The sequence below is a fragment of the Streptomyces sp. NPDC048254 genome, assembly GCF_043201895.1.
Lineage (GTDB): Bacteria > Actinomycetota > Actinomycetes > Streptomycetales > Streptomycetaceae > Streptomyces.
This window is the reverse complement of the sequence record NZ_JBICZJ010000003.1, coordinates 1-20830: the sequence shown is the minus strand read 5'-3', so window position 1 is coordinate 20830 and position 20830 is coordinate 1. Positions and strand designations below refer to the sequence as shown.

The following is a 20830-nucleotide window of genomic DNA, read 5'->3' as shown; positions in this document are numbered from 1 at the left end:
CGTGTTGTTGCGATCTTGCCGCTTACATGCGGCGCCGGGTCGCTTGATTGGCCGGACGGCCGGCGGCTGCGGCCGTGAGCGCCAGCGCGAGAGCGACGATGCCGACGATGACGTTGTTCACGATGGTCTTGGTGATGCTGACATCACCGGCCACAGCCCACGGCGAAATGACCGTCCACGCGCCGAGGAGGCACGCGGCCCACGCCATGCTGTGCGAACGGTCATAGGCCCGGCCGAAGCCACCGCTCATGAGCACGGCGTAGGCGATGCCGGTGATCAGGTTGTTGACCGCCAGGGTCGAGAATCCGTTGAAGCCCGTTATCCACGGGGAGGCCGCGAGGTAGAGGCCGGTGACGAGAGCCATCGTCTCGACGGCCTGAGCCCTCGTGGTGGTCGCGGCGCGTTCGGCCATGTCGTGACGCGCACGCATGGCGATGATGTCCGGGTGAGTCTCCATGTCCGGCCTGGATGAGGTCCCCATGCTGCTCGCCTCCTATTTCGCTTATCCGGCGTTCAGGCCCGAGTACCCAAACTGCCCAAGTCAATCGAAACCCACCGTTTTCGAGCGCCCGAACTGCTGCGGCAGACGCCCCGCGTGCTCCTGGACGTCCGGTGAGCAGGTCAGGTGGAGAGTGGGGACGGCTTGAAACAAGGCTGGCCATGCGGGTGGTGCTACACCGCAGCATGCGCAGCAGCCGCCAGGTGTTGACCGAGGCCATGGCATGCTCACCCAGTGGATTTTGCATGGCGCGGTTGACCGTCTGCTGCCTGCAGAGAGCCTCTCCCAGCGGCCCCGGTAGGGCACGCGGACGGTTCCGGCGGCTCCTCGGCATCCCTTGTCGGCCCAGCAGCGGATGCCGGCCTCGGCCAGAGAGTCGAGAATGCCGTGTTCGCGGGCCACGCGAACGTCGTGCAGGGCTCCGGGCAGCGCAGGTGAGGCCGGGTGCCGTCCAGGATCACGAAGGCTTTGCGGGCGGCGGCACGTACCGGTAAACGGTGCTGGGGCTGATGCCGAACCCGGTGGCCAGCTGGACGTGGGTGTGTCCGCATCACAGGTGGGCCAGGACCAGCAGGGGCCGCCGGTCCGTTCCGAAGCCGGCACCACCGTGTTCCGCGTTCACGGCGCGGGGCAGTCAGCTTCCCTGCTATCACGATCAGGGCGTCGATCGGCTATCTCGAACCGGACAGCGCTCACCAGCGCTGGTGTCCAGGCGCCCACTGCCACGTGTCCGTCCACCGTGGAATCTCACCCGGGATCGGCGGCTTGTAGCACGGCGCGATGCCCCCCGTGCTCGACCCCCCAGTGCGGCAGACCGTCGTCCGCGGTGGCCGCATCGCGGCTACAACGGTCCGCTGGCCAACGACGAACCTCGGCGTGGCCACTGGCGCGCTCAGTCACATGTCGGCGAGACCGCGTGCCGCCTTCGTGAGGCTGAGCGGCCGCGCCAGCGACCCTGGGACTGCGGAAGAAGCGCTGACCGACGAGCACCGCCTGCGCTACGAGCAGTCAGACGCTACGAGAGCAGTGTGGGATCTGAAGTTCGGCTGCACCTTCTCACCGCCCGCCTCGTATCGACTGCACTTACGAATATGAAGCGGACCGCGCGACACCGCGGGTCAGCAGCCTGCCGGTCCTGAGCAGCCTCAGTGAACCTGGCGGGGATACCCCAGGAGCTGAGACAACCGCGATGAAGCAGCGTGAGGTGCCGCAAGAAGCCGCAGAGCACAGCATCGGCGTATGGCGCGAATCGCGAGACCGTACAGCCACCCTACGAGCTGACACGAAAATGGTCATATATCTCTCAAATGGCTCGAATAGGGCGCGCGGGTCTGGGAACTCCGTCCAGGGAAAGCCATCCAACGAACGGAGCGCGCCGTGATCATCAAATCAATGCACGACATGGGCATCCGCAGCGAACACGCCTACCTCGCAGGCATGGCATCCATCGGCCTCAGCGTCGCCGCCTGGGCAACCTCACTCACAGTCGAACCCGGCGTCGGCCTCGACCGCGCCGACCGGTGGGGGCTCTTCGTCGGCGAATGGGCGCCCACCTTCTTCGGCCTCGGCCTCGCCCTCTCCCACTACGAACAGCAGGACGGCACCCTCAACGCCACCGTCCACGAAATCCGCGAACAGCAGAAGCAGAAGGTCGGCTGACGACACGCGGCCGCTCTTCCTCGCCAGGAGTGAGCAGTCGCGCCTCCTGGGGTGCAGCAAACACGGGGCGCGGCACAGCCCCGGAGCCTCCCGCGGGGAGGAGCCGCAGGCCCTGCCGCTCGCAGCGAACGGCAGGGCCCGAAAGAGTTCCCACCTGGGGGTGGAGGACGGACCCAAGACCAACAAGGCACCCGGGCCGGCCACACGATTAGGTGTGACCGGAAATACCTCCCACCCCGCCGCGACCCGCTGTCAGTGCCAACAGCGGTGATGCCCGGCCGCGACGCCACACCCCGCGCAGTCGCCGTCACCTACGACAAGGCCGGCGCCGAACGGCGGCAGGCCGACACGATGGCGGAAGCTTCGGGCGAGCCGTGCGGCCATCGACATCCAGGCGCACCTCACCTCCTGCCTCAGGCGCGGGTGTCCGGCGCGCCGTCGTAGCGGCGCGCGCTTCACAAGCCCTGCGTGCGCACGTCCGGCATCGACGTGTTCACATCGGCGGCGTCACTCCCGTGGGAGCCGCCAGACCGCAGCACGCAGGGGCACAGTTGCTCCCGCGGGCGTGCCTCTGGTCCGAGGCACCTCGGGACAGCCGCGGTTGCGTGGCCGTCACGTCTGAAACCGCATGGCCAGCACGCAACGCGGCGGACACCGACCAGTTCATGTGGCTCGTTGGGCGGACAGGTTTGCTGCGATCGAGGTGCCGAACTGCTGGGCGGACTCGAGTGTGTCTCGTGGCGTTGAGGCGGCTGGGGCGTCCTCAGGGACAAGACTGAGCACGGGCTGGTCGCCCAGGGCTTCTGCAGTCCGGCAAGCCCATCGGTCAGTGCGGTGTGCTGGTGGCTGGGCATGCTCTCGAGGGCCTCGTCGAGAAGTTGGTCGTGGATGCCAGGTACTGACGGCGGACGCGGGTCAAGCAGAGCGTGACTTCGCGGCGGCTGTCGGGCAAGGCCGAACGGCGTGCAACGAACCCGAGGGCCCCTGGAGGCGGTCGACCGGACGCCAGACCGAGGGCGGGGCTGCGCCCAGGAGCCGGGTGAGGGCACGCCTACTGATGTCGAGGAGTTCGGCGTTTCTGGCCTGGCGGGCCGTGGCGCGGCCAGGAGAGGGGCGGAGCGGGTGCACTCGCTCACGCGGCGCGTTCGCCTGACCGCCGGTTCCGGTTGCGTGCGCCTGCCTCGCGCGCAACTCCAGTCCGGCATGGCTCGCACGCACAGGCACCCGAGCAGTCCACCCATACGCCAGGAAGATGTTGCTCAATCCTTGGGGATTCATCGGGCGCGGGGGTGCCTCAGTAGAGACGCCACCCAAGCCCTGACCGCCGCCGATACTGGTCCCGGGGCCACAGACTTCTGGCGGCAGTTCGCGAGATCACCGTCCGTTGTTCACTGGTGGTCGCCGCCGGTCTGGCGGAGTTGGTCGGCGTGGTGGGTGATGGTGGCGATGCGGGCAGCGAGGTCGGGGTGGTTGGGCTGGAGGTGTGCGTGGGTGTCGCCCAGTGGGGCGATGAGGTTGGCGGCGTCATTGTCGGCGAGGGCCTCGGCGAGTCGGGCCAGAGGTGTGCGGGCCTGGGCGGGCAGGTCGGCGAGGGCGGCGATCTGGCCGGCGAGTTGGCGTAGTTCGGCGGCGTTGGTCCTGGCCCAGGCGGTGATGGTTCGGTCGGCCGCACGGCGGTTGCGGGTGGCCTGTACGCGCTGTTCGCCGGTGGTGCCGGGGGCTCCGGGGCGTACACGCAGGTAGCGGCGTTCGGCGGCCTGACGGCTGGCGACGCCCAGGGGGTGGGCGAGGTCCGCCCAGCTCGAGCCGGCCGCCCGGGCTGCCTCGATCAGTCCAGGTTCCCATCCCGCGAGTTGGTCGCGCAGTTCACGCAGCAAAAGGAGTGCGGCCAGGACCTGGTCCGCACTGGCTTGTCCGTCCTGCGCGTGCGCTTCGACCTGAGGGGTCTGGGCGGTGCGGACGGCTTCGTCGATCGTGTTCAGCGCTGCAGCGGCGGCGAAGAACGAGGTGGGGTCACGGGGCTCGGGGGAAGCGTTCATGGAGATCCTCTCGGGCTGTCACCCTTTGGACGACGGCTCACTTGTCATCGTTTGGATGACATGTTACAACGGTGTCAGACGAAGCGCATTGGCAGTTCCTGCCAGACCTGTGGAGGTGTATTCGCGATGTTGATGCGCACCGACCCGTTCCGCGAACTCGACCGGCTCGCCCAGCAGCTGACGGGTGTGACCGGTACCTGGTCCAGGCCCTCGGCGATGCCGATGGATGCCTACCGTGAGGGTGAGGAGTACGTGATCGCCCTTGACCTGCCCGGTGTCGCGAAGGACGCGATCGACATCGATGTCGAGCGGAACATGCTCACCGTCAAGGCCGAGCGCCGCCCGGTCGTGAAGGCCGACGACGCACAGATGGAGCTCTCCGAGCGGCCCCTGGGTGTCTTCTCCCGCCAGCTGGTGCTGGCCGACACCCTGGACACCGAGCGCATCACGGCCGACTACGAAGCGGGGGTGCTGACCCTGCGGATCCCGATCGCCGAGCGCGCCAAGCCCCGCAAGATCGCGATCGGCGGGGAGTCCCAGCACCAGCAGATCGGCGGCTGAGGAGCCAGTTCCCCGGCCGCGCCGACGGCGGAGGACGGGCATCGATCTCCCCCTCTGGTCCCGTCCTCCGCTCTACGTCCATCGCACAACGACGTGAAGGGGCAGTGGTGTCCATGCGATGGGAAGCATTCCTCGACCACGTGCAGGATCGCGGCGAGTACGCCACACCCCAGGAAGCCGAACGGGCCGCGCGTACCGTTCTGGCGCTGCTGGGCGCGCATCTGGTGGGTGAGGTCCGGGCCGAGCTGGCCGCCCGGCTTCCGGAGACCTTCGCCCTGGTTCTTCTCAACCCGTTGCAGGCCACCGAGCCGCTCCCACCGGAGCGGTTCCTGCGGGCGACCGCGGCGTGGATCGAGGGAGCCACCGAACAGACCGCGGCCTGGGACGTCAGTGCCGTACTGAGTGTGACCGCCGATGCGGCGGGCGATAACCTCACCCGCCGCATCCTGCTCCAGCTCCCCCCGGGCTACGACCTCCTCTTCGGCCGGCCCGAGCGCGCCTGAGCCCTGGAACGCGTGACCCCCTCATCAATTCAGCACGGCCGGCACCGGCGCTCGCCCCCACCGGCCCTTCCCCACCGGCGCAAACACCCTTGCCCGAGAAAGGCGACCACTCCCGATGCTTTCGCTGCGTGAACCGGCGACTGCCCGACCTGGCATGAGCTTTCAGCAGATGCTGGAAAGAATCCGGTATGAAGGCGCGTATCCGACCCGGGAGCGGGCGGAGGACGTCACGCGTGCCGTGCTGGGGGCCCTGGGCCGTCAGCTCTCCGGCGACGAACGCGTCGACCTCGCCGCTTGTCTCCCCTCCGAGGCCGCCCTCGTGTTCACCAGCCAGATCCCCGACCTTCAACCGCTCACCGGCTGGGGCTTCGTCAAGGACCTGGCCACCCGCACGGGTGCCACCCCCGCGGTCGCGCGCTGGGACACCGGAGCCGTCCTCGCCGTCATCGGCCGCCTGGCGGGACCCGGCCTCCTGGACCGCATCCTCACCCAGCTCCCGTCCGGATACGCGCTCCTGTTCGGCCGCGCCGAACTCACCCAGGCCCCGTGACCGCTTGCGGGCTGGAAACAGGCGGGACGGCAACCGCGGCTGAGGACGCGGCTGAAACGTGAAAGGGCTCTGGCGATGACATCGTCGGAGCCCTGCCTTCGGGCTGCTGTTGCCCACCCGGGCAGGTCATTGTGCTGGCGGCCGTATGAAGCGAACTGGAAATCCTGTTGCCGGCTTCCACACCCTGCGGGTAAGGCGACCGCCGTGCGGCGCGGTTCGACACCGACCCGGTGTTCTCCGTTGATGCGCCGGGCCTCTTCGAGCTGGTCTTCGAGGATGAAATGCGGCAGACAGCCTCGACCGGAGTGCCCTGGTCGACGAATTCGCGGGCGCGAGCGACGATCTTCACCTGGTAGCGGAGATAACGGCGGTGGCCGCCCTCCGAGCGCAGGGGGGTCGAGGGCTGTCCCGAACCAGGCCGCGAATCGCCACACGCTGGCCGATTTGATCGCCTCACCCTCGAAGAGCCGGGCGGCCGGACGTTGATCGACCGCCGCCTGTACTTGCCCACGTCGCGGACGGACGACCGCAAACGGTGCCGGCGGGCCGGCACCAGCGAGGTCGCCTTCGAGACCAAGGCCACCATGGCCAAGGAGATGGTCCGGCGGGCGATCGCCGACAAGATCCCCTTCGGGTGGATGTCCGCGGACGCCGCCTACGGCTACAGCAAGGGCTGGCGCTTCGAGCTGGAACAGGCCGATGTCTTCCACGTCATGGCCACCACCAGGCACGACACCGTCGCCACCCGCTGGGCACTCGACCATCCCGTCCATGACCTGCTCCCCGGCCTGCCACGGCAGAAATGGAAACGCCGCTCGGGTGAGGGAGCTCACGGCCTGCGGATCTATGACTGGGCCCGCGTCGAGGTCCGTCCCTGGCACCGGGAGGCCCGCCGGCACTGGGTCCTCGCCCGCCGCAGCGTCCGCCGGCCCGAGGAAATCTCCCACTACATCGCCTACTACCCGGCCGAAACCGCCCTGGACGATCTGATCCGCATCGCGGGCAGCCGGTGGGCTGTCGAGGAATGCTTCCAGACCGCGAAGCAGGAGTGCGGCCTGGACGACTGCCAGGTCCGCCGCCACCCCGGCTGGCACCGCCACATGACCTTTGCGATGGCCGCCCACACCTGCCTCACCGTCCTGCGAGTGCGCGAACTCGGCACTGACAAAGCAGAAACAGATCCTCCCAGCTCATCCACTACAGCCTCGCCGAGATCCGACGCCTGATCACCCGCCTCACCCACCGACAGCCCCCTCCCATCGACCACATCCTGCATTGGTCGACCTGGCGCCGCAGACGGCAGCATCAAGCCCGCGTCAGTCACTACAAACGACGCGGACACAGCCCCTGAAAACCGCCCATCACTCAGAACAAACACCGTTGCAGTATTAGGCCGTCACCCCGGCCGTGCTGCCTGAACTGATTCGTCCGGCGGCGACGAACCCTGCTTCCACCGTTGGACCGCAGGCGCCAGCTCCCGAGTGACCTCCTGTGGTATCGGTTGTCCCAAGGCCCAGTCGACGACTGCCTCGGCTACGGCATGAAGCTTGATGTTGCGGCGTTGGGAGATCTCGCGCAATACGGCCCAGCCAGCGGCAGGCGGCAGTTGGTGTACTGCGATGAGTACGCCGATCGCCTGATCGACCACCGCGTGGGAAGCCACTGCCTGACGCAGTTGTGCGTTCTCCTCACCCAGACGCGTGATTTTCTCATCAAAGGCGTGGATGGAAGGGGAAGCGGACCGCTGCTCACGGCGTGAGGCCATAGAGGATCCTTTTCGGGGGGCTACCGGGATACTTTCACCGTTTGCCCGCTCTCTGCCTCGACACGCGTCCTGTATCAATCACGTGGCGCGACCTTGCGTTTCAGAGGGCGGCTGAAGGAGGCGTGGCGACGTGCAGTGGCCGGCAGTCAACCGTCGTTCCGTTCGCGCCCGCTGTTGTGTCGTCGTGCCGTTCCATGTCGGGCCGCCAGCCCCGGTCTCCAGGCCGCGGAGGCGAGCACCACCCCGTCGGCGGCCTGCGGCGGCTGACCGACCCGGCCGGTGGGACACCGAAGCCGCCGCTCTGCTCCGCCATCCCGACCTGCTCGAGACCATCACCGCCCTGCACCGGCCCCAGCTCATGGAATGGGCCACGGAGAGTGCCTGGTCCAGCTGGCGGATGCCCGTGAGCACACACATTGAGTAGGTCGCGTCCTCAAACAGCCGCGCCGTTTCCACGCAGCCCCTCGCGCGCCGAGCGCCGCCGGAGCCTCTCCTCTCACACCGTTCGACCAGCTCCCGCAAGAGTGAAGGATGCGCCCCCAGCATGGTGGTGGCCTCCACCGTCCCGTTCACTCGTACCACCCCCGCCACTCATACAGTCGCAAGGACCCGCCACTGCCGCATCCCGGGGACGTCGGCGGCTCAGATGGCCGCGATGTCTGTGGGGTGCTGGTGCACTTCAGCCCTCGACTCCGGTCGAGGTGTGTGCGGCGCCCACAGGCTTGGACTCGGGAGATCCGCGCTGGCGCAGGTAGACCGAGAGGATGGCCATCGAGGCGACGGCAAGGAGTTCGGACTGCCAGTTCTGCAGGGTGCGGTTCCAGAAGTCGGCGGAGCCGAGATACTGCGGCCAGGAGACGGGCGCCTGGAGCTGGCGCAGGTGTTCCTCGTTGTAGGCGGCCGTACCGGTGATGGACTGGGCCAGCCACGACCACAGGAAAATGGCGCCCATGACGATGCCCAGGGAGCGTGAGTACACCGTCTGCCGCCATCCCGTGTCGGCAGCCCAGCGGGGTGAGGAGGGGTCGGCGTGGTCGCCGACCTTCTGCTCACGGTCGCTTTCCACACCGGCCTTGTGCAATTCCTTCGACTCGGGCGAGCCGCGTTGGAGCAGCCAGACGGTGCCGAAGATGTAGAGGGAGAACTGCAGGTATTCCGACTGCCAGTTCTCGGTGACGTCCACAGCGAAGTCCGAGGTCGTGAGGTAGTAAAGGAAGCCGATGGGATGGAGCCCGTCGGTGATCAGCTGGTTGTTGACATCGGCGTGGCCTGACACGGCCTGGCCGACGAGGGTGAGCAGGAAGCCGGTACCGAAGGCCAGGGTCAGGCTGTTGTCCTTCAGGAACCGTGTCAGGCGGCTCATCGCTGCATCAGCCCGATGGCGGTGAAGTAGCTGAGACCGGCGCCGACGGTGAGCAGCAGCAGGGTGAAAAGGGTGCGCATCCTCCGGTCATCCCCCTTTGATCTGGCACTGGTAGGGCCGGCGGGGGCGCGGCACGCAGCCTGCCGCGGTGATCTTCCAGCCGACCGGGAAGGCTGACAAGAACAGGGTGTCGCCGTTGAGGACCACTCGTGCCTGCTGCCCGTAGACGTCCGCCCCGTGCACTGACACCGCCTGTGGCAGTTGTTCTTCGAACAGGGCTTGGGCGCAGGGCTTCTTCGCGGACTGTTCGACTTCCTGCCTGGTCTCGGGTGCCAGCGCCGCGCAGGCGCGTGCCCCGTCCTTCTGCTGGACGCTCTCCTCGAAGCGCAGGGCTGTACGGGACGCGGCCGCTTCCCGTTCGCCGAGCGTGCTGCAGCCGGTCAGGCAGACAGCACAGATGGCCGCCAGCAGGCCCGTACTCCTCCAGCGCGACAAGAAAGACCTCCATCCACACGGCAGGGGGCTGCCGGACCATGCTGATGCGGTGGCGATCGCCGTCGGCGGATGCCGCGCCGTATGCCAGACGAACGCAGAACGTTCGGGCTACGCCATCGGGGTTACGCTCCCGGCTCGCTGGGCTCCGTATGTCCCGAAACCCCCAGGCGGCGCGTGCGGTGACCTCTTCCCTGCCGGTAATCCGAGACAGGCCCGCGTGCCGCCATCGCGCGCGATCTCAATCCGCCAGGGCCTGTCCGGTGCAACCCCTGGCCGAGCGGACCAGCTCCGGTACTAGCAGCGGCCGTGTGAACCGCCCCCGGCCCCGTCAGCCGCTTGTACTCGGGAAGTCGCCACCGAGGCGACCGGACTGGTCGCCCCCGGCACCGGCCACTTCGTGACCGAAGAAGCACCCGACGCCCTCACCCAGGCGCTACTCGACTTCTTCCGCTGACCGACGCCGACCCCGCCCCGGTGTGCCGGGCGGGGGTAGGAGCGGCGGTCGAGCTCGGAGTCGTGGACGACACAATCGTGACGAGTGAGGACCCTCCGGGAGTGAGTGTGGAGCCGCCTGACGGCCTCCGACCGACCTCCAGCAGGCCCTCATGTCCACACTGACGCGCCTTCGAACCCGCGCGCCCGTCTACGGCAGGCGCATCTGGTCGTCGACGAGGTCGGTCGCGCCCGCCGTGGACCGGCACCCGGGACGTCAAGGCCCTCGCCCTCCTCGCCAGCTGGAGCGCCCTCACCACCCGTGCCAGCCCTGCCCCGCGCGGAGGAGTACCGCTGAGAAGGCTGCACCCCAGATCCGCCGAGTCAGCGGCGCTCGGCGACGAGCGATCGGTCGGTTCCACGACACGGTCGCCGAGTACAAGTCTCCAGTCGCTTGGCGCCGATCCGGCGAAGAGCGACCAGAGACTGGTAGGGCCCGTCACCCCTGCGTCGAGATCGGCGAGAGCGGCCGTTGCCGTGAGAGTGCGGTCAGGCGGCGAAGGAGGCGAGCAGTTCGTCGTACTGCTTGCCAGCGGTGGTCAGATCTGGTCGGAGAGACCGAAAGCGGTGCCGCTGACGTGGGTGAACCGCACGCAGGCACGGAAGAGCTCTCGCGCATACGGTTTCTCGCCCCGTTCGCGTGAATTGCCGTCATTCTTCGGTGTCACAGTGGGTGACTGGCCCGGTGTGCCCTCATCTTGGGTCCGGCCCGCCAACCAGGGCCTCTGTTGCTCGTGCCCGGGTCTGCTGCCCGGTGCCCGAGCTCACCACGAAGGGGTTCGCCCGTGGAGACCGGCCGACGAGACGTACTGCGAACCGGAGCGGCCGTCGTGGCCGCCGGGAGCCTGACCGGGCTGGGCGCCCGGAGTGCGGGCGCCGCCGCCCCCGCCGATGCGGCCGCCGCCCGTTCCCTCTTCGCGGGCGAGGGTGTCGAGCCGGCCGCGTGGCGTGAACTGAGGCGGAGCCTCAGTCCGGCCGCCCGTCTCTACCGCCCGGGGGGCGCGGAGTACGCGGCACGGGCGACGCCCGACAACCAGCGTTACGCATCCATCCGCCCGGCCGGTGTCCTCGCCTGCGCGACCGAGGGCGACGTGGCAGCCGCGATCCGGTGGTGCGCCAAGCACGGCATGCCCTTCGCGCCTCGCTCCGGAGGGCACAACTACGCGGGCTACTCCACCACTCCCGGTCTGGTGATCAGTCTGCGCGCGCTGAAGGAGGTGGTCCCCCAGGGGCAGCGGCTGCGTCTGGGTGGGGGCGCCACGAACTCGGACGTGTACGCGGCCCGTGCGGCCAACCTGTACTTCCCCGGCGGGCGCTGCCCGGAAGTGGGCGTCGCCGGCCTGACCCTCGGCGGCGGGCTCGGGTTCAACGACCGCAAGTGGGGTCTGACCTGCGACCGGCTCACCGAGACCCGGGTCGTACTTGCCGACGGGACGCTGGTACGCGCGGCCGACGACGAGAACGCCGACCTGTTCTGGGCCTGCCGGGGCGGGGCCGGCGGCAACTTCGGCATCAACACCGGCTTCGTCTTCGACGCCGTGTCCGTCGTCCGGCTGCGCGCGACCGTCTTCGACCTGACGTTCAGACTGGACGCGGGAGTTCAGGTGATGGAAGAACTGCGGCACATCCTCGAAGCGGACCGCGACAACGACTTCGACGTCCGGGTCGGCTTCAAGCACGCCGGCGACGGCACCACCACGCTCTGGCTCCTCGGGCAGCGGCTCGGCGACGAGGACGCCCTGCGACGCCTGTTCATGCCCCTTCTGCGGCTGCGACCGACGCGGACCTTCGTCGAGGAACGCGGGTTCTGGTCGGCGCAGGACTACCTGATGGAACCCCTCGGAGCGAAGGAAGCCTACGCCTCCAAGTCCCTCGTCCCCGACCAGTGGCCCACTCCCGACACGGTGGCCGCCGTCGCCGACTGGACACGCGGCTGGCAGCCGGGACCCGCCCGGGCCACCGGCTACGTGACCCTGTTCGCCATGGGCGGCGACAGCGCCGCGCCCCGTCCGGACGAGACGGCCTACCCGCACCGCGGCGCGACCTTCGTGATCGACATCGGCACCCGCTGGAAGCCCGGTACCCCGCCCACCCAGGTACGCGCCCTCCTGGAACAGACCCGCACCGCCCACCACATGCTCCGCCGCCGCCTGTCCACCCGCGCGGCCTACGTCAACTTCCCCGACCCGGGCCTGTACGACTGGCAGCATGCCTACTACGGCTCCAACTACGACGGCCTGGTCGCCGTCAAGCGACGCTACGACCCCGCCGGCCTGTTCCGCTACCAGCAAGCCGTCGGCCGTCCCGGAGTCTGAGGCCGGCAGTCCCCGGATTACAGTGACGGCCCGTCGGAGAAACCGACGGGCCGTCAAGTGGGAGGTCAGACCGGAGCGGTGACGGAGCAGCCTCGCTCCGTCAGGTCACCGTTCGGATCGCCGTGTCGCTCACCGCTGGAAGGTGCGGTTCATCTCTGCGATCCGCCCGGCGTGGTAGCGGATGCTGGGGTGGATGGAGCGGGCGTCCGGTGGCAGGACGTCCGCTTGCTGCTTGATCTTGTCGGTCAGTACGGCCTGGTCCGCTCCGGTCAAGCGCAGAACGCCGGGGGTGACGCCGGCCGCGCCCAGGACCCGCAGCGTGCGCTGGGCGTCCCCGAGGCCGTTGACCTCCACACCGTCCGGTCCGAGCATCGCGATCAGCCGGGTGCCGGGGCCCAGGAGCGCGGCTGCGCCGCCGGGATAGTCGGTCTCCTGTCCGATGGTGTAAACGATGCGGCTGAAGGTGGAGAGGCGGCCCTGGAGATCGGTCGTGCCGAACCGGCCGGTGGTGGTGTACCGGACGGTGACGGGCAGGTCGGTCGTGCGGAGGGTCGGCTTCCAGATGGGCAGTGAGAAGGCCCCGATCGATGGCAGGGTATTGCGGCGGTTGAAGCCGCCGCTGACGAAGCTGAGGTCCCGCTGGATCTCCGCCTTCCGGGCCGGTGCGGCCGAGTCCCATTCGGCGCGCAGCCCCTTCGGGTCCAGCGCGCCTTCCGGCCCTCTGGGGTAGTCGGCCGCGAGTCTCCCCGGACGTGCGCCCCAGGTGACCTGACGGGTGACGGGGTGGGCCTGTTCGACCTCGGAGGCGCCGCCCGCACCGCCGCCGACCACCAGCAGGTCGTCGTCCGGACGGTAGCTGGCGCTGGTGTTCTGACCGCCGTACTGGACCCGGTGCGCCCGCACGAGGCCGTCGAGGCGGACCAGTGTCTGAGGCGGGACGGTGGTGCGGTCCACGGGCTCGCCGCTCTCGGTCAAAGCGACGGCCCCGGTCATCGGGTGGACCGAGTAGGGGGAGTCGGGGTCCGCGACGAACCTGGGGTCGCGGTAGCCCTCGGCCCGGAAGCCGAGCCGGGCTCGCAGGGCCGGATCCAGGCCCACGGGGTCGATGGGGGTGCCGTCCGGGGCGTACGTCACACGGGTGTCCGGATCCACCGAGTAACGGGATTCGGGATCGATCACGCGGCGTTCGGTGGGGCGGCCTTGGGGGTCGAGCAGGAAGGGCTCGGACAACTTCCTGGGCTCGCCGTCGACGTTCTGGGCACCGAGGAGCCAGCTTGCGCTCGCGGGCAGCTGGCCGGTGTAGGGCTCGCCCTGCGGGTCGAGGATCCGTACGTCACCGGCCGGACCGAAGGTCACCTGGTAGCCGGTATCGGGATCGACGAAGGTCCGGCCGGCCAGCTGGTCGCCCGCTGCCTGCTGGATCCTGGGCGGGCCGAGGCCGGTGGCCAGGTCCAGCGAGCGCGCGTACAGCGTCCGCTTGTCACTGGTCGTCAGGCGGTACCGGGCATCGGCGGGCCACTCCGCTGCGGCCTTCGTGTCCGCTCTGGCCTCAATCCCGGAGACGTTCGCCTGGTATGTGGGCATGCCGGCGAAAGCCCGGGCGACACCGACGGCCCGTCCGAAGGCGGTGGACATCACGAAGTCGTTGCGGTCCTCGGCAAAGTCGACGGGCTGGAACGGTGCGCCCGGCAGCTCGTTGTCCATCGCGGGCTGGGTCAGGCGGAAGTCCCCGAGATCGTTGACCACCCCGTAGCCCGCGGCCACGGTCAGGACGGGCGGCACATCGGCGCCGGCGCCTGCGACTGGAGGCAGGGTGAGGTAGTCGACCGTGGCTGCCCATCCGCTGCCGACGATCACGTGCGGGATGACCGGCAGCTGCTGCGGATAGCGGGCGTTCAGGGATTTCGTCAGTTCCGCGTCCGCGGTCGTCCGCCCGGTGATCAGGCCGTCGGCCTGCTCCCGCAGCACGCGGCGCTCGCAGTCCCGTTCAGCACGGATGTTCTTCAGGGTCGCCTGTGAGCCGGCCTTGCGGGCCAGGTCGAGTACCTTGTCGAGGCCGATGGCGGAGTCGGGCAGAGTTGCGCGTACGGACGCGGCTCGGGCCGCCGCGGCTGCCGGGCCGACCAGGGGCGCGTTGCCTTCCATCCGGTGCACAGGGCGGGCGGGCTCCTCGTCGAGCAGGCCCATCGCGATCGCGGAACCCAGCGCGGCGTTCTTCACCCGCGCCGAAGTGGTGGGCAGTTGGTCGCCGAGGATCTTCAGGGCTGTGACCCGGCCGATGTCCCTGGGGCTGAGCGGGATGCGTCCGGCGGTGTCGGCTGTGGTGAGTACGCCCTCGTTCAGTCCGCTGGTGACATCGGGTCGCTGCTTGTCCGACCGGTCGGCGACGATCACCGCCACCTCGGTGAGCCGGGCCGCGACCGCCTGCCGGATCAGGTCGGCCGTCGCCCGGTCGGAGACCCGCACCACAGCCGCGTCCGGCCCGAGGAAGTGCGCGGTCGCCACCGGCGCGTAGGGAAGCGTGCTCGGCATCCGTCTCGGCTCCACGCTGACCGTGAAGGAGCCCTGGCCGTCGGGGAGGAGCACCTGGCCACCCACGACCCGGGCCCCGGCCGGGAGAGGTCCGTCGGTCAGCGCGGCCTTGATGGCGTCGGCCGTACGGCCGACGCCGGCTGTACCGAGCTCCCTGCCACCGAAGTCGAGACCGGCGGACGCATGCGCGATCGGCCCCGGAGCCGCGCACACCGCGGCGGGTTCCAGGAGAGCCGGAGTGAGCGCATGTGCACTTTGAGCGGCTGGGCCGAGAGAACCGCCGAGCACGGCGCCGATGCCGCACCACAGCGGAAGTGTCCGCCTGAGCCATGGGGAATCACCGGGCATGGATGCAAGGCCCTCCTATCGCCGGGGCAGCCTCGACCACCCCGCGTCATCACTAAAAGAAGATGATCGCTATACGGAGAGTGACAACCTAAAGCGTCGGAGGAATCACCTGAGTGATCGTTTCGCTTTGGCCCGAACGGCTGGCAGCGGCGCGACGACCGCACGACGACGACCTACATCACGAGGGCCCCTGCCTGGTATTCGGTGGCCTCGGTGACGTGTACCTCTTCGAGTGCCTCACTTGCCCCGGACGCCCTTTCACGCACCGCTACGGCCCGGAAACGCCACCGTCCGGGTGACCATCCCACAGAGCGGGCTCCAGCGGCGGTACATCTACGACTGCCCCCCCAACCGACGGATGCCGGCGGGCCGAAGAGCGGCGGCTTCCGGGCAGTCTCGTCGCCCTCGCAACGGCACGGTCCAGGCGCGGGCCCTCCGAGCGCCGCCCATCGACCCGCGCCTTGCTCCTGCCATCCCCGGGCCGGAACCGAGCAGTTGTGAAAGGAACCCGAAGTGCCCGTACCTTCCACGATCGACCACCACGCCACCGGCTACAGCCTCGCGCACGCCTACTGCCTGGCCAGGCTGGCGGATCTGGCCTACAAGACCGAGCCCGTCATCGAGGAGATGGCTCAGCAGTGGGGTTTCGACCGGTTGCGTCATCACCGCACCCGGTTCACGCCGCCGTTCCCGTTGCAGGACACGCAGGCGTTCACCATGGCCAGCGACCGCATGATCGTCATCGCGTTCCGGGGGACCGAACCGGCTCAGATCCGCGACTGGCTCTCCGATGCCACGACCCCGCCGTGGCCGGGGCCGGCGAAGACCGGCTATGTCCACTACGGCTTCGGCGAGGCGCTTCAATCCGTCTACCCAGCCGTGCAGGACACTCTCGCCGAGTTCCGTACCAACGGGCAGAGTGTGTGGCTGACCGGCCACAGCCTCGGCGGCGCCCTGGCCATGCTCGCCGGAGCCCGCCTCCACCTCGAAGAGCCGAAGCTGACCGCCGACGGCATCTACACGTACGGCCAGCCCCGCACCTGCGACCGTCTTCTCGCCGCGGCCTGCAACAAGGGCCTGACCAAACGCATCCACCGCTTCGTCAACAACAACGACATCGTCCCCCAGCTCCCACCCGAGTCCGCCTACACCCACGTCGACACGTTGCGCTACATCGACGCCTCCGGGAAGGTACGGGAGCCGATGACGCTCCTGACGGGACTGACGGACCGGGCCAAGGGGCTGACGGCCGACCCGTTCGCCCCAGCCAGCGACGGCGTCCGCGACCACTCGATCCTCAAATACATCGCGGCGTTGAAGGACAACCTCAGCTGAGTTCACCCCGGTTGCGCCGAGGCCCTGCTCGCGGCCGAGGGCCACGTCGTCGAGTATCTTCTGCCGGGCCGGACTCCGGGTCCGGCTCCGCTCGCCGATGTCTACCTCCTCAAAGCCGATACCCCGGCCGCGCTCGCGGTCGCCCGCAGACTGGAGGGGCTCGGCGCGCGGGTGGTCAACTCGGCTGCCTCGACAGGGTTCTGCCGGGACCGGGCGCGCGTGGCCCGCCTCGCACGGCGCGCCGGGCTTCCCTTCCCCGCCACCACCGAGCTGCCCGGGCTCGAACGCCCTGCTGGCGCACGGGCCGGTGCGGCGACCGCTCGTGGTGACGAGCCGTCGCAGCCGCCGAGGCAACCTGGTCGCTCTCGTCGCCGACGACGAGCGGCTGCGTGAACTCGTCGGCCAGTGGCCCGGTGAGCCTGTGGTCGTCCAGGATCTGGCACCAAGCACCGGCTGGGACCACAAGGTCTGGGTGGTCGCCGGCCGGATCTTCGCAGGACTGCGCCACTCCGAACTGGCCGTGGGGGAACAGTTCCCCTCCCAGGTCGTCGGTGAGCTGCCGTGCGGCTGGTCCGAGCTCGCCCTGAGAGTGGTCGAAGTGTTCGACCTGGACGTGTACGGGGTGGACATCCTGGATGTCGGGGGCGCTCCGCTGATCGTGGACGTGAACGCCTTCCCCGGTTACGAGGACAGCCGGCCGCTCCAGCAGCCGTGGCCCACCTCGCAACCGAGGTCGCCGCCGGCGAGATCTCCCCGCGCGTGATCGCGGGAATGCCCGGGACCCGGGTGAGCCGACCGGTGCGGTGAAGCGCACCAGCCGTATCCCGCCCCCGGCAGACCGGCCGCGTAAGGGGCATTGCCCGGCGGCCCGTGGACCTGCGGCAGCCGTGGGCGTTCACGGCTGCCGCGGGTCGCGGTGGGTCTGTTCTCAGCCGTCGTCGCGGACGCACACCGCGTAGGCCGTGAACGGGTAGTGCGTGTCGATGTGCACCGTCCAGCCTGCACCGTCCGGATGAGGACAGTTCCTCTTGACGCTGTCCGTTTCGTTCATCGAAGGGGCGTTCCAGCCCCCGCCGGTGACGATGAAACCCTCCGGGGCCTTCACCTCGACCCTCTGCGTGCCTTCGACTTCGACGATCCTGTATTCCAGGCCGGATCCGTTCTTGCCGCCGAGAGCGACGTGCGCGGTGTCGCGAACCTTTCCGGCGGTCTTGGCCGCACCGTCAACGAAACCTTGAGCCACCCCCCTCCCCCCGCGCCTGCGCGGCGGCCTCGCACACGCGCGCCTCGTCCGCGTCGACAACTACGTGCCGCGCCACCTGGGCCGGCTGTCCGACGTCAATGGTCCAGCCCCACGGCCGCGCCACGGGATCTGACGCACCCCGCGAGACCACCCAGCCGGAGACCCAGTCCTCCACAACAGACGCACATGTAAGCGATGAACCAACCATAGATCTATTACATCAGTGGGCTGAGGGAATCGCCAGGCCCGGCCGAACCGACCCCTTGGGCACTCTCGGCACCTGGCCGACGGGGGGGCACATCCCGTGCGCATCAGCCGGGAACCCCCGTTGTCCCGCAAGGACCAAGGAGAGAAGTTTCCGCAGGCCAAAAAGGCTTCCGCCGCGAAATCCCAAGAAGGCAGGGGCTCAGCCGTACTGCCCGGTGTGACCGTGCGCTGACGCTTCGCTGGATTAGGACGGAGCCGTCGGGCTCCGCCCTTGTCCAACCCGGCTGCGGTTCAGAGGAGCAGGACGAACATCACCGCCATGCCGAGAGCCATCGCCGCATGGCAGGCTGGAGACAAAGCATCGGCTCGGATGCCCGCCACTGGTTCCGGGCCTGCCCGCGGGCATGGCACGGGCCGCGTCGAAGGCGCGGGCCAGCCAGCACAGCGCGAAGGCCGGCAAGACCAAGGCCAGCAGGCCCGTCGCCAGCCTCCGTCCGGTACCGACGAGCCTCATGGCGGTCATGCCCGAGCCTCCCGACATGTCCATTCCTGCCATGGAGTGCCCAGCTCCGCCGCCGCCATGACCCGAGGTCATGCCGCCGGAGTCCATGACGGCGACCATCCACGCCATGGCCGCCATCATCACTGCGTGGAACAGCGTGCCAGCCTCGTGGCCCGCTTCACCGGCAGCCCTGCGTCGATTGACCGAACTCAGCCAAGGAAGCATGGTGGGCCGAAGTCCCCGGCAACTGCGGCGCCGCGCCGGGCCCGAAGGCGTACTGCCAACTGCGGCGCCGCGACACACCCAGCACGATCTGGATGGCGTTGACTCGGCGCGCGAAGTCCAGCAGGGCCCCAGGGATGTCGTCGCCGACCACCTGGTGGAAGGTGCCGCCTAGGTCCTCACCAGGGTGGGCTGGACGGCCAGTTCCTTCGACGGGCGGCGATGAGGCCGTCGCTGCAGGACATGTCCAGGGCCAGGACATCACCGCATGCGCCTTCAGGGAAGGCGAGGAGCTGGACGCCGTTGCCGGCGGCTTCGCCGATCGCGTCGATCGTCTTGCGGACGGTGTCCCGCTTGTTGTGGAGGACGGGTTCGCGGTGTGCCGCGGCGACGGTGACGGTACTGCCCATGGCTACTCCTGGGTCACGAAGACGACCCGCTGGTGGATGCGGTTGCGGCGTGGGGTCGAGGGCTGTGTCGCGCCCGAGCGTGTCGTGGCGCGGCAGGCGAGGATGTGTTCGCCGACCGAAGAGGGCGTCCAGGCAAGGGTGAACCTCTGCCAGGCGTGTCCCGAGCGGGAGGTGGTGCCGGCCGGCGGCTTGGGCTTGTCCTGCGGCTGGAGACCGCCGGGCTCGCCGAGCCGGTCGCGCACGGCGTCCCGGTTCTCGCCTTCGTGAACGCCCTTGAACTGGGCCGTGGTGATCATGTGCGAGCTGATGTCGCTCGCGACATGCCTGATCCCGGACCAGATACCGACTCCGGCGAGTACGGCGACTCCCAGGATTCCGAGCAGGACCTTTCCGACAACGCTCATGCCAGAACTCCTTGGCCATGGGGGGTGCTGACGTCGATTGACGTCGCCCAAGCAGTCTGTTGCGGCGCTCCGCGCTGATCGTCGCCCTGGACGAGGAACCCGACCCCCGACTTTCGTATCCCCCCACGTCCTCCTGTACGGAAGAACCGCCGGCCGGCCCCGGCTCGAACCACCCGAACCACACCGCGCAGACCGCCTGACACCGGCTGGGCGTGGGGGCCACGCCTCCGCTGGGGGGCTCGGTTCAGGTTTGCTCCTCGCCGCTGACCGCGGCTTCGTACGCGAGCAGGGTGTCGATGAACATCTGCCGCTGATCCGGCGTCAGGGGAGCCAGTGCCTTGCGCCACGCAGATGCGCCCGGGGCGAGCCAGGCAGTGATCGCTCGTTGCTGGTGGGCCGCGATACCGATGATCCGACGACGCCGGTCCGCCTCGTCCTCACGCCGCTCGAGAATCCCCTTCCGGCTCAGGTCACCGACCAGCAGGCTCACCGTCGTCGGTGCGACCTGCAACCGGGCGGCCAGCTCGTTCACGGTCATCGGCCCGTCGAAGAGCAGGTAGGAAAGGAGCGAGAGATGACGGGGAGCCAGCGAAAGGGACTGCAGCGCCTCGGGCACGGGGATCTTCTTCGCCCTGCCCACCATCCGAGGCATGAGCAGCAGCAGGGCCCTGACCGCGTCATCGACTCCGCCCGCCCCGTCCTCTCCGGCATCACGCGCCTTGGGTGTTGACATCGCGCACCTCTCACCATTTAACTTTGGAACCAAAGATGTTTTCTCTGCAAAGTGAACTTGGCCCATGGTAAGCACCGACCCCAACGGAGATTCACCATGCCGCACTTCAGCCTGCATATCCGCGAGGAAACCCTCGACGGGACGGTCGAAGCGAAGCTGATCAGCGCTCTGACCGACGCGGTCGGTGCCGTCTACGGCACGGAGTTCCGCCGCCTGGTCGGGGTCGAGTTGGTCGGCATTCCCCAGCACCGGCGAGGCATCGGCGGCGTCCCGACAGAGGATGACGTCCCACTCGTCACCCTCGGCATGCGCGAGAGCGCCCTTCACCTTCCGCAAGTCCCGGACGCTCCCGCCCGACTGGTCGCCGCCACCACCGACGCACTGGTCGACGTGCTCGGCGAGGACGTCCGCGAGCAGATCGTCGTGACGATCGTCGGCGTCCCCGGCGGCCGCTCAGGAGTCGCCGGCGCGATGGCCTGACGCGCTTGCGCGGGTCGGCCCTGCCCACCCGGCCCGCGCGGGCACCGAACCGGTGAACGTTGCCGGTCGGAGCACTAGTAGTGCTTCGTTAGGTTCTGGTTCTGCTGGTCGGTAGGGGTCGGCCGCAGGTGGTGCAGGTGCCGGCCCAGCACCTGAGCAGGTCCTGAAGGGCG

At 69.0% G+C, this 20830-nt stretch carries 19 protein-coding genes and 4 pseudogenes; 9 read left to right on the top strand and 14 right to left on the bottom strand.

Annotated features, from left to right (window positions below):
- Positions 1–22: 22 nt before the first annotated feature.
- Complete coding sequence (locus ACGFZQ_RS09930; protein WP_393839906.1) at positions 23–457, bottom strand: SPW repeat protein; 435 nt, start codon at positions 455–457, stop codon at positions 23–25.
- Between the two features lie 156 nt (positions 458–613).
- A pseudogene (locus ACGFZQ_RS09925) lies at positions 614–1167 on the bottom strand (transposase family protein); the annotation flags it as partial.
- A 709-nt stretch (positions 1168–1876) separates the two neighbouring features.
- Between ACGFZQ_RS09925 and ACGFZQ_RS09920 the strand changes: the two are divergent.
- A complete protein-coding gene (locus ACGFZQ_RS09920; protein ID WP_351730008.1) occupies positions 1877–2158 on the top strand; it encodes a hypothetical protein in 282 nt (93 codons plus the stop codon).
- 1388 nt (positions 2159–3546) lie between these two features.
- On the opposite strand, the gene ACGFZQ_RS09915 is transcribed toward ACGFZQ_RS09920, so the two are convergent.
- Positions 3547–4197: a type III effector protein gene (locus ACGFZQ_RS09915; protein ID WP_393839905.1), complete on the bottom strand. Its 651-nt coding sequence runs from the start codon at positions 4195–4197 to the stop codon at positions 3547–3549.
- 126 nt (positions 4198–4323) lie between these two features.
- Between ACGFZQ_RS09915 and ACGFZQ_RS09910 the strand changes: the two genes are divergently transcribed.
- The 3 genes from ACGFZQ_RS09910 (at position 4324) to ACGFZQ_RS09900 (ending at position 5811) form a co-directional block, all read left to right on the top strand.
- Complete coding sequence (locus ACGFZQ_RS09910) at positions 4324–4758, top strand: Hsp20/alpha crystallin family protein (protein ID WP_393839904.1); 435 nt, start codon at positions 4324–4326, stop codon at positions 4756–4758.
- A 113-nt stretch (positions 4759–4871) separates the two neighbouring features.
- Positions 4872–5261 (top strand): DUF2267 domain-containing protein, encoded by a 390-nt coding sequence (locus ACGFZQ_RS09905; protein WP_393839903.1) that lies wholly within the window; start codon positions 4872–4874, stop codon positions 5259–5261.
- 115 nt (positions 5262–5376) lie between these two features.
- Entirely contained in the window at positions 5377–5811 is a 435-nt protein-coding gene (locus ACGFZQ_RS09900; RefSeq protein ID WP_393839902.1) for a DUF2267 domain-containing protein, read from the top strand.
- 227 nt (positions 5812–6038) lie between these two features.
- Here the strand turns inward: ACGFZQ_RS09900 and ACGFZQ_RS09895 are convergent.
- A pseudogene (locus tag ACGFZQ_RS09895) lies at positions 6039–6268 on the bottom strand (hypothetical protein); the annotation flags it as partial.
- A 13-nt stretch (positions 6269–6281) separates the two neighbouring features.
- On the opposite strand from ACGFZQ_RS09895, the pseudogene ACGFZQ_RS09890 reads away from it, so the two are divergent.
- Positions 6282–7037: pseudogene (locus tag ACGFZQ_RS09890) on the top strand (IS701 family transposase); the annotation flags it as partial.
- A 170-nt stretch (positions 7038–7207) separates the two neighbouring features.
- On the opposite strand, the gene ACGFZQ_RS09885 reads toward ACGFZQ_RS09890, so the two are convergent.
- From ACGFZQ_RS09885 to ACGFZQ_RS09870, 4 genes are all read right to left on the bottom strand, one after another.
- Positions 7208–7576, bottom strand: a complete 369-nt coding sequence (locus ACGFZQ_RS09885) for an ANTAR domain-containing protein (protein ID WP_393839901.1) — start codon at positions 7574–7576, stop codon at positions 7208–7210.
- 78 nt (positions 7577–7654) lie between these two features.
- Complete coding sequence (locus ACGFZQ_RS09880; protein WP_393840366.1) at positions 7655–8122, bottom strand: DUF5133 domain-containing protein; 468 nt, start codon at positions 8120–8122, stop codon at positions 7655–7657.
- Positions 8123–8255: 133 nt separating this feature from the next.
- The gene (locus tag ACGFZQ_RS09875) at positions 8256–8939 is read right to left on the bottom strand and encodes a DUF6766 family protein (RefSeq protein WP_393839900.1); all 684 of its coding nucleotides are present in this window, start codon (positions 8937–8939) and stop codon (positions 8256–8258) included.
- 87 nt (positions 8940–9026) lie between these two features.
- The gene (locus tag ACGFZQ_RS09870; RefSeq protein ID WP_393839899.1) at positions 9027–9434 is read right to left on the bottom strand and encodes a hypothetical protein; all 408 of its coding nucleotides are present in this window, start codon (positions 9432–9434) and stop codon (positions 9027–9029) included.
- 1277 nt (positions 9435–10711) lie between these two features.
- Between ACGFZQ_RS09870 and ACGFZQ_RS09865 the strand changes: the two genes are divergently transcribed.
- Positions 10712–12241, top strand: a complete 1530-nt coding sequence (locus ACGFZQ_RS09865; RefSeq protein WP_393839898.1) for an FAD-binding oxidoreductase — start codon at positions 10712–10714, stop codon at positions 12239–12241.
- 129 nt (positions 12242–12370) lie between these two features.
- On the opposite strand, the gene ACGFZQ_RS09860 is transcribed toward ACGFZQ_RS09865, so the two are convergent.
- A complete protein-coding gene (locus ACGFZQ_RS09860; RefSeq protein WP_393839897.1) occupies positions 12371–14986 on the bottom strand; it encodes a hypothetical protein in 2616 nt (871 codons plus the stop codon).
- Between the two features lie 648 nt (positions 14987–15634).
- On the opposite strand from ACGFZQ_RS09860, the gene ACGFZQ_RS09855 reads away from it, so the two are divergent.
- On the top strand, positions 15635–16456 hold the full coding sequence (locus ACGFZQ_RS09855; RefSeq protein WP_393839896.1) for an Mbeg1-like protein: 822 nt from the start codon (positions 15635–15637) through the stop codon (positions 16454–16456).
- Between the two features lie 322 nt (positions 16457–16778).
- Positions 16779–17219 carry a hypothetical protein gene (locus ACGFZQ_RS09850; RefSeq protein WP_393839895.1) on the top strand — a complete coding sequence of 147 codons (441 nt, stop codon included), beginning with the start codon at positions 16779–16781 and terminating at the stop codon, positions 17217–17219.
- Between the two features lie 165 nt (positions 17220–17384).
- Here the strand turns inward: ACGFZQ_RS09850 and ACGFZQ_RS09845 are convergent, their stop codons facing one another.
- From ACGFZQ_RS09845 to ACGFZQ_RS09825, 5 genes and pseudogenes are all read right to left on the bottom strand, one after another.
- A complete protein-coding gene (locus ACGFZQ_RS09845; RefSeq protein WP_393839894.1) occupies positions 17385–17699 on the bottom strand; it encodes a hypothetical protein in 315 nt (104 codons plus the stop codon).
- A gap of 451 nt (positions 17700–18150) precedes the next feature.
- Positions 18151–18546, bottom strand: a complete 396-nt coding sequence (locus ACGFZQ_RS09840) for a DUF5134 domain-containing protein (RefSeq protein ID WP_393840365.1) — start codon at positions 18544–18546, stop codon at positions 18151–18153.
- A 121-nt stretch (positions 18547–18667) separates the two neighbouring features.
- Positions 18668–18869 (bottom strand): annotated as a pseudogene (locus ACGFZQ_RS09835) (hypothetical protein); the annotation flags it as partial.
- 173 nt (positions 18870–19042) lie between these two features.
- Complete coding sequence (locus ACGFZQ_RS09830) at positions 19043–19444, bottom strand: hypothetical protein (protein WP_393839893.1); 402 nt, start codon at positions 19442–19444, stop codon at positions 19043–19045.
- 244 nt (positions 19445–19688) lie between these two features.
- Positions 19689–20177 (bottom strand): MarR family transcriptional regulator, encoded by a 489-nt coding sequence (locus tag ACGFZQ_RS09825; protein ID WP_393839892.1) that lies wholly within the window; start codon positions 20175–20177, stop codon positions 19689–19691.
- Positions 20178–20273: 96 nt separating this feature from the next.
- Here ACGFZQ_RS09825 and ACGFZQ_RS09820 point away from each other — a divergent pair, with 96 nt between their 5' ends.
- Positions 20274–20657, top strand: a complete 384-nt coding sequence (locus tag ACGFZQ_RS09820; RefSeq protein WP_351729890.1) for a hypothetical protein — start codon at positions 20274–20276, stop codon at positions 20655–20657.
- Positions 20658–20830 lie beyond the last annotated feature (173 nt).